The sequence below is a fragment of the Caballeronia sp. AZ7_KS35 genome, from assembly GCF_023631045.1.
Classification (GTDB): domain Bacteria; phylum Pseudomonadota; class Gammaproteobacteria; order Burkholderiales; family Burkholderiaceae; genus Caballeronia; species Caballeronia zhejiangensis.
Genome location: NZ_JALQDV010000075.1, coordinates 1 through 12,827 on the forward strand (window position 1 = coordinate 1; position 12,827 = coordinate 12,827).

At 61.9% G+C, this 12,827-nt stretch carries 9 protein-coding genes and 1 pseudogene; 6 read left to right on the top strand and 4 right to left on the bottom strand.

Annotation, left to right across the window (positions count from 1 at the left end; translation table 11 throughout):
• Positions 1 to 113 precede the first annotated feature (113 nt).
• Positions 114 to 1,313 (top strand): annotated as a pseudogene (phnY, locus tag NCT05_RS36320) (phosphonoacetaldehyde dehydrogenase); the annotation flags it as partial.
• 642 nt (positions 1,314 to 1,955) lie between these two features.
• On the opposite strand, the gene NCT05_RS36325 reads toward phnY, so the two are convergent.
• Both NCT05_RS36325 and gcvA read right to left on the bottom strand, forming a co-directional pair.
• Entirely contained in the window at positions 1,956 to 3,557 is a 1,602-nt protein-coding gene (locus NCT05_RS36325) for an L-lactate permease (RefSeq protein WP_250504728.1), read from the bottom strand.
• 188 nt (positions 3,558 to 3,745) lie between these two features.
• Positions 3,746 to 4,678: a transcriptional regulator GcvA gene (gcvA, locus tag NCT05_RS36330; protein ID WP_250504729.1), complete on the bottom strand. Its 933-nt coding sequence runs from the start codon at positions 4,676 to 4,678 to the stop codon at positions 3,746 to 3,748.
• Positions 4,679 to 4,902: 224 nt separating this feature from the next.
• Here gcvA and NCT05_RS36335 point away from each other — a divergent pair, with 224 nt between their 5' ends.
• The 4 genes from NCT05_RS36335 (at position 4,903) to NCT05_RS36350 (ending at position 8,564) form a co-directional block, all read left to right on the top strand.
• Entirely contained in the window at positions 4,903 to 5,490 is a 588-nt protein-coding gene (locus NCT05_RS36335) for a phosphonate degradation HD-domain oxygenase (protein ID WP_250504730.1), read from the top strand.
• Entirely contained in the window at positions 5,490 to 6,449 is a 960-nt protein-coding gene (locus NCT05_RS36340; protein ID WP_250504731.1) for a bifunctional enoyl-CoA hydratase/phosphate acetyltransferase, read from the top strand. The genes NCT05_RS36335 and NCT05_RS36340 overlap by 1 nt, the downstream gene beginning before the upstream one ends.
• A gap of 23 nt (positions 6,450 to 6,472) precedes the next feature.
• Positions 6,473 to 7,156, top strand: a complete 684-nt coding sequence (locus tag NCT05_RS36345) for an MgtC/SapB family protein (RefSeq protein WP_250504732.1) — start codon at positions 6,473 to 6,475, stop codon at positions 7,154 to 7,156.
• 274 nt (positions 7,157 to 7,430) lie between these two features.
• Positions 7,431 to 8,564 carry an alpha-D-ribose 1-methylphosphonate 5-triphosphate diphosphatase gene (locus tag NCT05_RS36350; RefSeq protein WP_250504733.1) on the top strand — a complete coding sequence of 378 codons (1,134 nt, stop codon included), beginning with the start codon at positions 7,431 to 7,433 and terminating at the stop codon, positions 8,562 to 8,564.
• 633 nt (positions 8,565 to 9,197) lie between these two features.
• Here NCT05_RS36350 and NCT05_RS36355 read toward each other — a convergent pair.
• Together NCT05_RS36355 and NCT05_RS36360 are read right to left on the bottom strand one after the other, a co-directional pair.
• Positions 9,198 to 10,094, bottom strand: a complete 897-nt coding sequence (locus tag NCT05_RS36355) for an oxidoreductase (RefSeq protein ID WP_250504734.1) — start codon at positions 10,092 to 10,094, stop codon at positions 9,198 to 9,200.
• Positions 10,095 to 10,134: 40 nt separating this feature from the next.
• Entirely contained in the window at positions 10,135 to 11,349 is a 1,215-nt protein-coding gene (locus NCT05_RS36360; RefSeq protein ID WP_250504735.1) for an MFS transporter, read from the bottom strand.
• A gap of 129 nt (positions 11,350 to 11,478) precedes the next feature.
• Here NCT05_RS36360 and NCT05_RS36365 point away from each other — a divergent pair, with 129 nt between their 5' ends.
• Positions 11,479 to 12,423 (top strand): LysR substrate-binding domain-containing protein, encoded by a 945-nt coding sequence (locus NCT05_RS36365; protein ID WP_250504736.1) that lies wholly within the window; start codon positions 11,479 to 11,481, stop codon positions 12,421 to 12,423.
• Positions 12,424 to 12,827 lie beyond the last annotated feature (404 nt).

The window sequence follows — 12,827 nt, forward strand, 5'->3', positions numbered from 1 at the left end:
CCGCCCCCCCCCCCCCCCCCCCCCGCCGCCCCCCCCCCCGCCCCCCCGCCCCCCCCCCCCCCCGCCCCCCCCCCCCCCCCCGGGGGGGGCCCCCCCCCCCCCCCCCCCCCCCCACGGAAGAGGCGGCCACCCTCATCACGCTCGAATCCGGTCTATGCAAGAAGGACTCGCGCCATGAGATCGGGCGCGTGGCAGACGTATTCAACTTTTCCGCCAGCGAAGCACTGCGTGACGACGGCGAAGTCTTTTCTTGCGATCTTACGCCTCATGGAAAATCCCGCCGCGTTATTACCCAGCGCGAACCGTTGCTTGGCGTCGTGACCGCCATCACACCTTTCAATCACCCGATGAATCAGGTCGCGCACAAAGTTGCGCCTGCGATCGCCACCAACAATCGCACCGTGCTGAAGCCATCGGAGAAGGTTCCTCTGTCCGCCTATTATCTGGCCGACCTGCTATATGAGGCTGGCCTGCCGCCTCCAATGCTTCAGGTCGTCACCGGAGACCCTGCGGAGATCGCCGATGAACTGATCACGAACGAGAGCGTGGCGCTGATCACTTTCACGGGCGGCGTGAGCATCGGCAAATCGATCGCCCAGCGCGCGGGTTATCGGAGAATCGTGCTGGAGCTTGGTGGCAACGATCCGCTCATCGTGATGGAGGACGCCGATCTCGAGCGCGCCGCGGAGCTTGCAGTGCTGGGTTCCTACAAGAACTCGGGGCAGCGTTGTACGGCGGTCAAGCGCATGCTCGTACAGCGATCTGTAGCCGAGGACTTCACCAAACGCGTGGTGCAAAAGACATGGACGTGGCGCTGCGGCGATCCGATGGCCGAAGAAACGGACATCGGGACGGTGATTGATGAAGCAGCCGCTGCACTTTTCGAGAGGCGTGTGCAACGAGCGGTGGAACAGGGTGCGCGCCTCCTTGTCGGCAACGCGCGAAGCGGCGCGCTCTTCACGCCGACGGTGCTGGAGTGCGTGACGCCGTCGATGGAAGTGGTCGCTCAGGAGACCTTCGGCCCGGTCTCGCCGATCATGACTTTCGAAGATGTCGACGATGCGATCCGGATCGCGAACGCAACACCCTATGGCTTGTCGTCGGGCATCTGCACTAACGACTTCGATACCATCACGCGGTTCGTCAACGGACTCCATGTTGGAACGGTCAATCTCTGGGAGGTGCCGGGTTATCGAATCGAATTGACGCCGTTCGGCGGCATCAAGGATTCAGGGTTAGGCCACAAGGAGGGCGTCCAGGAAGCAATGAAGAGCTTCACCACCGTTAAGACTTTCACCGTGCCATGGCGTTGAACTCTTTCTGCCGATGACGGCGCGGCACGCGTTCGCCAGCGGCGATAGCGCGTTGAGGGTGACAAGTCTCGCCCTGAGCGAAGATCGTCATGCCGTCAAGCACGGCTCGGATCGACAAGATTCGGATTCGGCGCCGTAGAGTGGAGGGAGTCGGCTGCGAAGCCTTCGTTCGAAATAGCGATACGAGGATGAGCCGGGGGCTATCGGGCCATCTCGACCCGCTCGCCGAGGCGTGCGGCCAGTTGCGCCTCGGTGATGTTCAGTACCTGCCACTGCTCGCCGACACGTCCGAATCCGAAGATCACCTCGGTGGAGTCAACGGGATCCCGTTGCGCGAAGTTGGCTCCGCAGGCTGGCAAGATAGCCGTCCCGATAAAGACCACGCCTTCCGAGCCGAGCTGAGTTCGATGTCGGGGCGGTTACGTTCTCGGCATCTTCCTGCGTGAGCATGAGCTCGAGGTGATCGAGTGCCCGGCGCGTCAAGAACATAGCACTCCGCGGTCGGGCTCGAATCCTTGTTGTCGATTTTGTTGGGCGATGTTCTGGGAAGATGGTTTCGCGACGATGCTCGCCGCGTCGGTACCACACCTCGGCTGTTCTGTCATCGCCCTCAGGGAGGCGTCGGTCGGGAAGAACGACAAGTCACATCGCCGGGATGACCCAGTGCAGATAGTGCTGTTGCAGCCACACCAGAATCCCCAACAGAAGCGTCAGAAAAAGGCTGTGCGGCAACGTGCGCGCAACGACGGAGCCTTCCTTGCCTGCCATGCCTGTTGTGGCGACCCCACTCGCGATGCTCTGTGGCGACACCATCTTCGCGAATACGCCGCCGGTGGAATTCGTCGCGGCGATCAATACAGGGCTGAGCTGTAGCTGGTTTGCCGCGACAACCTGCAGGTTTCCGAACAGCGCGTTGCCGGCGGTGTCGCTGCCGGTGAGGAACACCGCGATCCAGCCGAGAAACGCGGAGGCCAACGGGAACCAAGGGCCCAGTGACACGACGCCGAGTCCGAGCGTGTAGACCAGGCCCGAGTAGTTCATCAGATACGCGAGGCCGACGATCATCATCACCGTCACGACAGGAATCGCCGTTTGCCGGATCGTGTCGCGCACTGCGCCAGCGAGATCGCGGCGGGAAATCCGCACCACGGGCGCCGCCAGACAGGCCGCCACCAACACCGCCGTACCGGTGGTGAGCGGCTGAAACGACCAGACTGCGCTGTAAGGCTTGTGATAGACAGTAATCCAGACGGCGTCGTGCAGCAGCGGCCACTGCACGCTGGCTTGCCCGATGCGCGCGATGTCGAAACAAGTCCACGCGACGACCACGACCACGAGCAGAAGCCACGGATACCAACTCTGGATACCTGAGACCGCGCTCGAAGCAACCGGGCGCCGCTCTGTGAGGACTATGAAGGTCGGATCAGGAGTCGGCTTCCAGACGCGCATGAATTGCATTGTCATGCCAATCGCGACGAGTGACGCCATGATGTCGCACAGCTTGTATGAGACGAAATTCGCGAAGATGAACTGTGTCAGCGCGAAACTTCCGCCCGATACCAGCGCCAGCGGCCACAGGTCCTTGAGCCCTTTGCGGCCGCTATACAGCGCAAGAACGTAAAACGGCAGAAGCAGCGCGAACAAAGGCAGTTGTCTGCCCGCCATCTGACCGAGCGTTTCCGGCGGCAGCCCTGTGACTGCCCCAAGTACCGTGATCGGGATCCCCAATGCGCCGAAAGCGACCGGCGCGGTGTCGAAGATCAGCGTAAAGACCAGTGCATCGAGCGCCGGAAACCCGAGTGCGATCAGCAACGCTGCGGTGATCGCGATTGGGGTACCCGTGCCGGCCACCGCTTCCAGCATCGAGCCGAACAGGAAGCCGACCACCAGCAGCAGAACCCGGCGGTCGTTCGGCAGACTGCTCAGCAGCCACGCCTGGAATCCGGCAAAACGGCCCGAGCGAATCGTGATGTTGAACAAGAACACCGCGGCAACCACTACCCACATTATGGGCCACACCGCCATCGTGGCGCCCAATCCGACCGCGCTCAACGCCAGCGGCACCGGAAACTTCCAGCCTAGCGTGGCCACCAGAAGTCCAACAACCAGGCCGGATAGGCCGGCTATCCATCCGGGCTTGCGCAGACCGGCCATCACAAACAAAACCGTCACGATCGGAAGGGCGGCCATCAGAAACGAAGGCACGAGCGCACCCCCGATCGGCAATGTCAATTGTTGAAACATTTGCGATCCTTATTATATATATCATTCAAATCCATCGGATTTGACATGTGTGGCACGCGAGCGAACTCGCTGCCACGCAGCCAAAAGCCGGTCTCCAGAGCAGATGTTAGGGGCGCGCGGACTTAGCCAACAATCGAAAAAAACTCCGGCTTTGCGCGAGTATTTCTCACCGCAGACGCGGTTGCGCGTCAGGTTGCGCGTGACTCGTCGCGCAGCGACGACAGCCAAGAGCAGAAAGTCTGAGCCGTGGGATCCGCGATCAAGCTCTCCGAGCAGTACCAGTAGTAGCTGCGCGCAGGTAGATGGATGTTGGGGAAGGGCGCGACCAGCCTGCCTTCCCGCAGCTCTCGCTCGACAAGCGCACTCGGCCCGATCGCCACGCCCAGGCGCTCTATCGAGGCCTGAATCGATTGGAAAAAATGCTCGAAGACCATTGAACTCGCCGGCTCGATATCGGCCGCCCCCGCCACTGCAAGCCAGTTCGACCACAGCGAGGGAAGGGTCGCCGCGTGCAGCAGCGTATGTTCGAGTAAGTCGGCTGGTTCGCGCAACGGCGTGTGCTCGATCAACTCTGGCGCGCAGACCGGGGTTCGGTATTCGTCCAGAAAGCGATCGGAGACCAATCCGCCATGACTCTCGGGGCCGCCCCTGATAGCCACATCGTACGGGTTGGTGGTCGTGGCGATCGGCTCGTTCGAGGTCGTCAGCCGGATCTCGATGTTCGGATGCAGAGCGGTGAACGCGCTCAGGCGCGGGATCAACCAACGCACGGCAAATGTCGGCAGGGAGTCGACTAGCAATTGCCGCGGTGATTCTCGATCGCGCAATGCGTGCGCGGAACGGGCGATCCGGTCCAACACTAGCGATATCTCGGCGTGAAAGCGGCTGCCGTCTTCGGTTAGCGCGATAGAGCGGTTAGTACGCACGAATACCTGGACCCCGAGCCAAGTCTCGAGCAACTGAACCTGCTTGCTGATCGCGCCGTGAGTGACGCAAAGCTCCGCGCCGGCCAGCGTGAAACTGCGATGACGTGCAGCCGCGTCAAATGCGCGGAGTGTGTTCAGAGGGGGAAGCTTTCGCATGTCGGTGAGTATGGAAGGGCGCCGGCCGTCTTGCAGCAAGCGCGTGTTGCTAATCCGTCGCGTCCCGCGTGAGTTCTTTTCACAGAGCGCTCTTCTTTTTATCGATTGGCTCGCCCAGGCGCCGAAAGTAGCATACATAAGCACGCAGAGAAAGTTCGATTGCTATACCAACTTTCCAAACTCCAGTTTCCTGTCGATCCCATGCCGTCGAGGCCGCATTGCGTTGCGGACTTACGAGATCGACGACCATTGCGAGGTGACTCATGTCGTTACGAATCGAAGATATCCGCTCGCTATTCGAGCGCTATGGCGCGCTCCCCTATAGCCATGAGCCGGTGACGCAGTTGCAACATTCGCTCCAGACTGCAACGCTTGCTGAAGCCGAAGGCGCAGCCGATACGCTCGTGGCTGCGGCGCTGTTGCACGATCTGGGCCACATGTTGCGGGCCCATCAAAAGGACGGCGGTTCGGCGGGCGTTGCGCCATCGGCGGATCAGGACGATCTGCATCAGTTTTTCGCGCTGCCTTTCCTGCGCGCGGCCTTTCCCGACGCTGTGCTTGAACCGATCAAGCTGCACGTCGAGGCGAAGCGCTATTTATGCGCCGTCGATCCGGCGTATCACGCGACGCTCTCGCCGGTGTCGGTGCGTAGCCTCGAGCTGCAAGGCGGCAAGCATAGCCCTTCTGAAGCTGCTAGCTTTCATGCGCTGCCGTTTGCCGATGACGCGGTACGACTGCGCCGTTGGGATGATCGCGCAAAGACGCCTGGAGTCGCCACGCCCGAGCTCGATCACTTCCTCGCGATTGTCGAATCGGTCCAGCAACAGCCTTCCACTTCGACTCACGACTGATGTACGCCCCCACCACCACGAGCGAACTTCGCCGGGATGCCTATCCATTGCTACAGCATTTGTGTGCGCCGGTTCCGATGCACGCGCGCCGCAAGGTGGGTATCGTCTATCCGACCGACCTCGCGTCGCTACAGGCGGCGGTTGCAATAGCGCGGGCACAGCTTGGCGTGCCGGTCCTGATCGGGCCGCGCGAGCCTATCGAGGCGCTCGCACGGACGTCGTCGCTTGAGCTTGCCGCGATCGAAATCGAGGACACCGCGGACGATCCGCGCATTGCCGCGACGCACGCATGTACGCTGGCCAAAGAAAAGCGCGTCGACATACTGATGAAGGGCGGACTGCACACCGATGAATTGATGCACGCCGTGCTCGAGCGGGACGGCGGTCTGCGCACGCGGCAACGAGTGTCTCATACCTTCGCGATTGAATTGCCCGGGAGCGATGCGCTGCTGTTGTTGTCCGATTGCGCAGTCAACATCCAGCCCGACCTGGCGACCAAGCGCTCGATCATCGAGAACGCAATGACGGTTGCGCGCGCGGCCGGCGTCGCCGAACCGCGGATCGGCATTCTGTCGGCGACCGAATCGGTGTTGCCCGGTATGCAGAGCACGCTGGACGCGGCGGCGCTGCGCACCATGGCCGCGCGCGGCCAGATCAGAGGCGCCCGGCTCGACGGCCCGCTCGCGCTGGACAACGCGGTGTCGCCGCGGTCGGCGCAAGCAAAGAAGATCATTTCCGACGTCGCCGGCCACGCCGATGTGCTGATCATGCCGAATCTTGAGGCAGGCAACATTTTGTACAAGTCGCTGATTTATTTCGGCGGCGCCGATTGCGCGGGCATCGTCATTGGTGCGCGGGTGCCGGTCGCTTTGACCAGTCGAGCGGAATCGTTGCTGTCTCGTGTGGCCTCGGTCGCATTGGGTTTAAGGACACTCGGCATTACCGCATCTGATGGATAAGACCAATAAGCAGGAGGTTTCCAATGCCCAGCAATATCGATTTGATCGCACGCCTGTTGGTCGCCGCACTGCTCGGCGCCATCATCGGCTTCGAGCGCGAACGACGCGCATTTCCCGCTGGACTGCGTACCCACATGCTCGTCAGCGTGGCATCGTCGCTGGTGATGATCGTGTCGGCGTTTGGCTTCGAGGACACGCGGCAGATTCAGAACATCGCCCTAGATCCCTCGCGGGTTGCCGCGCAGGTGGTGTCGGGCATTGGTTTCCTCGGCGCGGGAGCCATCCTGCTACGGGGCGACGTTATCCGTGGACTCACGACTGCAGCGAGCGTGTGGTCGGTGGCCGGCATCGGTTTGGCAACCGGCGGCGCGCTGTACGTGCCGGCGGTTGCGGCAACGGTCATTATCTTGCTGACGCTGACGTGGGTCAGGCCGGTGTCGCAGAAGCTGCGCGAGCGCGGACGGCTGCGCCGCGTGCTGCGGCTCAGGGCAACGCGCGGTGCAGTGACGTTGCCCGAGCTGTGCGGGCTGTTTGGGGAGCAGGGCGCGCGGTTACGCAACATCAGCGTGCTGCAGGATGACAAGCATCAAGGCGACGAGCTCATCACGCTTGCCTTTTCGCGGTTGTCCACGGCCGAATTCACCGCGTACCGCAATCAGCTGGCCGGATTGAAGGGCGTCCGTGCGGTCGAGGAAATCCCCGCCTGATGGCGCTGGTTTGATGATCGGCGGCCGACGACAGCGTCTCTTCATGCGGCGGGTGCGAATAGACGAGCCCTTCTGCTCGACGACGTTCCGGCGCGGCTGCATTCGATCCTGTGGCGCGCGATGATGCCTACAGATCGGGCCGTGACGCATTCTCCAAAGGTACTAAGTGGGCGCAAGAGACGCATTGACAACGATGAGGCCTGCAGCCATCAAGCGATGCTGGCCGCGGGCGCCATACTTGCACTAGACAGGAGGCGTTTGTGAGGGAGAGATCATGTTGATCAAGAATGCACGCATCGTGTTGCGCCACGAGGTGGTGACGGGAACGCTATCGATTCGCGATGGTGTGGTCGACCAGATCAATCCCGGAACTACCGGCGCTACGGCGGCGATTGATTGGAATGGAGATTACCTGCTGCCGGGTCTTGTCGAGTTGCATACCGACAATCTCGAAAAGCACCTTTTGCCGCGCGAAGGTGTAATCTGGAACGTCGGGGCCGCGTTGGTTGCGCACGACGCGCAAATCGCCGCTGCCGGAATCACGACGGTATTCGATGCAATCACGATCGGATCGCACCCTACCCATGCGACTCAGGACTCCGCCGTCGCGCTCGACAGTGCGAACGCGTTGCTGCGTCTGAGCCAGCGCAATGTGCTACGGGTCTCCCATCTGCTGCACCTACGCTGCGAACTGCCGACGCCGAACGTGGTGACGACGTTTGACAGGTTGCAAGCGCATCCCTTATTGCGCCTTTGCTCGGTGATGGACCACACGCCGGGGCAGGGACAGTGGCAGGACCTGACTAATTGGCGCCGTAGCAGGGAACGCAATGGGCGACTAAGCGACGACAGTTTCGCGACGATGGTCTCCACGTTGAATACACTGAAAGATCGATTCGCCGCGCGCAACCGCGACCAAATCATCGCGCGCTGCAAGGCGCTGTCCGTGGCGCTCGCCAGTCACGACGATGCCTCGGCGCAGCAGATCGCCGAGGCAAAAGCGGAAGGGATCGGGCTGGCCGAGTTCCCGACAACCCGCGAGGCCGCCGCCGCGGCACGGAAGCTGGGCATTGGCACGGTGCTCGGCGCGCCTAACCTGGTGAGGGGCGCATCGCATGCGGGAAACGTGTCGGTGCGCGAACTCGTCGAAGCCGATCTGGTCGATGCATTGTCGTCGGATTATTTTCCTTCGAGTCTGCTCACGGCCGCCTTCACGCTAGCCGAGCAAGGCGGCTGGACACTGCCGCGCGCCATCTCTGCGATGTCCGCGACGCCGGCGCTACTCGTCGGTCTCAACGACCGCGGCGCTATTGAGCCAGGCCTGCGAGCCGACTTCTCCCGCGTCGTGACTATGAATCGTTTGCCCTTGGTGCGCGAAACATTTGTGGCCGGGACGCGTGTCATTTGAGCTGCTGCAGTCAGCATGCCCTGCGGCTGTAGAGCGCAGCGCATTGCACTCGTCGCAAGCGACCGCGCGTACCTGTTGACATTGGGCTCTGCAGCCAGCACTAGCACGCCTGAAGGCGGTCGCGGACAGTGCAGGGGCGGCACGTCAGTGATCGGACGCGGGCGCCTCGACGAAGCGCAAAGTCATCGCTGGATCCGCACCATCTCGTGGACGATTAACGTAGAACATGCACGCAATATCATCGAGCGGCTCATCTCGCATCTCAAAAAAAAGAAATTTGACGATGCAAATGCGGATTGACGGTCAACAGAGTCTGGAGAGCAAGAAGTGAAGCGGCTAGTTATTGACCTAGCCGCGCAAGACAAATTCCAAACAGAGCTTGACGGCGACGGTTCCGCTCGGTCATCTTCCGCGTCAAATGATGGTACCCCTGCGCTGCAGAGGCTAGTACCTAACGTTAGTTCATGAAACCCGCACGAACTGCGCACTCGCAGGCTTCGGGCGAAGCGGCAATTCGCGATGTCCGCCGCTTGGAGCGGAAGCGAAGATTCCTGTTCCTCGACAACGCCCTATCTTCAGCACGGAGACTTGCCAGGCTGCGGTTCATCTGGAAGGTGACCGGCCGTGCTTCGTTCAACCCGGTCCATCGCTCGCCGCCGCCAGAAGCGGCACGATCAGATCGCTGACCGGCGTAGCAATGCCGCGAGCACGCGCGCACCGCTGTATGACGCCGTTCCGGCTGTCCCATTCGAGCGGGTGCCCCGCTTGCCGGTCCCCCAGGATCGATGTTCCGAGGTCGATGGGTGCGCGCTGAAATCCCTCGATGATCTCTCGCATGACTTCGTTGCCCAATGTCGCGCCTTCCGCGCGAGCGACTTCGAGGCATTCGGTCAGATAGGCGAGCGACAGGTTTTCGATATCTGACCGGGAGTACATGCCGGCGCGGCGACCCGTCAAGACCATCAATCCGGCGACTGCGTTCTGAAGCAGCTTCCGCCACGCGATGCTCGTGAAGTCCTTAGCCACATCCACGGAACAGCGGGTATCACGCAAGGCCGTTAGGACGACCTGCGCTACGGCGGTATCCGGCAGAGTGAGCCTCGGCGTCGCACGCAGCCACACCGATCCATCGACTTCGCGCTGAGCGGGAAACCAGACCACTGAAGGCAACACACGGTCTTTTGACAAGTAAGGCGCGAACTGATCCTTCTGCTGTACGCCGTTCTGCAAGACGCAAACCACGGTATTCGCGCTGCACAACGCGGACAGCCACTTCGACGCGGCTTCGACCTGCGTCGTCTTCACTGCGATGAAGACGAGATCAAACGTCGTTTCGACGTCTGCGGGGTTCGTCCGCACGGGTCCCGGCATGCGGATCTCGCCGCCGTCGAATCGCAGGTGCAGATGGTCGTGTGCTGTGCGGCCGAATAGCGCCGGTGTACGGCCAGCTTCGTGGAGAGCGGCGGCAACGGTGGTCCCGATTGCGCCGGGGCCCACGAGGGCGATCGTTGGAGTGTCATGCATCGTCATAGGCTTAGTGGTTTGATTTGGGTCGTCCGGACTTGGCTAGTCAGGTCGTGGTCAGATGGCGACGAAGCGCAAGCGCTAATGGAAAGCCAGCCAATGCAGTGGCGGCGGTGGCCATTGTCGCACCGTGCACGCCGATGCGGTCGCCCAGCAGTCCGTACGCATCAGGAGCGAGTGCTCCCGATGCGATTGTGCCGCTGTAGAAGAGAGCGAACGCCCGCTCGGTGCAGCGGAGCGGCGCGAGTTCGGGCACCGTGCCGTAAAGCACCGACGGCGTGCCGTTGAGCATCACGCCGAGCATCGGCAGCAGGATCATCGCGGGCGCGAGTAGCAGCCCGATCGCGGCGAGAATCAGCAACGCGGTGCTGCCCTCGGTGGTAAGCACCGTTCTTGTCACACCGACGCGTGCGGCAAGCCAGCCGCAGGCGAACTTGCCCGCCGCACCGCCGATGAAGACCGGCGCCAACGCTGTGCTCAGCATCTGAGGCGAGATGCCTTTCGAGCGGAGAAGAAATGGCAGGAAGGTAAGCAAGCCCATTCGCACGGCGGTATCCACCACGCCGATTGCGAACAACAGCGAGAATCCGGTGCGTCTACCCGTCGTGACTTCGTTGGCCGTCCCTTCGGTTGTCGGCTCGTTTTCGCGTACCGAAGGAAGACAAAGTGCGATGACTAGCGCAACCAGAATGCCGATGCTCGACACCGCCCAAAGCGCATGACGCCACGATATGAAGGTGATCAGCAGCCAGACGGTCGCGGGCAGCGCGGACTTGCCGAGGTCGCCCGCGAAGTTATAGACGATGAGCGGCGCGCGGGAGTTGCGTCCGTACGCACGCGACACGGCGCCTGATGCCAGCGAATGCTGACTGCAGGATCCGCAACCCGACACGGCTAGTGCGACGCATAAACCCAGCAAAGTACCCCACATGCCCGCAAGGGCGTAACCCAGCGCGGCGAGCAAAGTGCCGGTTGCGAGCGTCGCGCGCGTGCCGAGCGCGGGCGCCAGACTACCGGCAGGCACTTGCAGCGTCGCCGTGGTTCCTGCGTAGATGCCGCGCAAGAGCGCGATTGCGCCGTAACCGAGCCCGAATGCCGTTTGCCACGTGGGCAACAACGCATCGATCATATCCGTGTAGCCGTCGTGCAGTGCGTTTGCCGTGCACGAGAGCCATGGAACAAGTTTGCGTTGTTCGGAGCAGGCCGGATCGGTGTGCGCGGCTGCGTTGGTCGTGGGCGCGAAAAGGGAGAAGAGTCGCATGCGTTGAACTAGGGCGCGCGACTGCGAGTTACGTCGCGTATATCGTTGCAAGGCAGTTTGCAGTCTACGGCCCGCCCGGCTGTGCAACAACTGACATAAAATTGACCCAGACGGGAGAAAAAGTCACCTATGAGCACTTTAAAGCGAGTGGCCGTGGCAAACGAAAAGTTGCCCCCTTTGAATGCCCTGCGGTACTTCGAGGCGGTGGCCCGTCTTGGCAGCTTCGCGGCCGCGGCAAACGAACTGCACGTGACGCATTGGGCCGTGGGTAAGCAAATCCGCTTGCTAGAAGACTGGTTCGGCGTCCCGCTGTTCGAGCGCCGCGCGCGCGGTGTCGTGCCCACCGACGAGGGAACGACACTGCTCGGCGATGTCAACGGCGCGTTCGCACGGCTGGGCACTTCGGTGGGCCGGTTGCGGCGCGAATCGGTTACGCGTCGGATCAGGGGCGTGGTGCGTGTGAATGCGCTGGCGAGCTTCGCGCTGTGCTGGCTCATTCCTCGGATGGCGGATTTCCAGGCGCTTTATCCCGACATCGATGTAAGGCTATCGACTACTTCGCGCCGGCTTCGCTATGTCAGCGACGCATTCGACATCGGCGTGCGCTCTGGACTCGACGATGCGGCAGGCCTCAAGTCGTCGATCCTGATGCCCGACTTGCGCTTACCCGTGTGTAGTCCGAAGGCGTTGATCAGTCATCCGGTTGGCACGGTTGCCGATCTGCGCAACCACACGTGGCTGCACTCGGCAAGCACTCGCACAGCATGGTCCGAGTGGTTGCGGGAGGCGGGTGAGGCGGCTATGCAGGGTGCGCGTCATCTTCACTTCGATCACGTGTTCCTGCAATTGGCCGCAGCGACAGAAGGCCTTGGCGTGAGCCTGGCGTCGCTGCCGCTCATCGAGCGCGAGATCGCTACGGGGCGGCTCGTGTGTCCGTTGCCGGGGCCGGTGTGGCGCGGGCCGGATTACACCATGATCGTCAATGTGGATCGTGCGGACGACGAAGCCGTCAAGGCTTTCCGAAAGTGGATGGTTACTGCAGCAAGAGTCAGTTGCCGGTCGAGCACGAAGTGATCATAGCGAGGCAAGTGGACGCTAATGGTTAATCCTTATGTAGGACGAGGTATGCTTGGGCTGTTGCAAACAATGGCCGCGTGGTCGCACACCTTCGTCAATTGATGTTGCATTCGGACGACTGCTGACCTCGGACAAGAGACGTTTGAAGCAGCGACCAACGAACGCCCGAGAAGGGTCGTGTGAGTTCGCAGACGCAGGCGGCCGCGAAGGTCAGCGATCCGGCAGGCCGCTGACATTGAATGGAACCGGCCTCAATGTCGGCAATGGCCGAGAACGCAACCTTTGCGGAAGGACGGAGATCGTCGAGATGCGCCGCATAGGTGCTGGAGCATTTCAAGCAAGCGACGCCCCAGGGCGAAGCCTGGCTTCACGGCGCGCCCTTGCTGGTGATGTGCGGACTG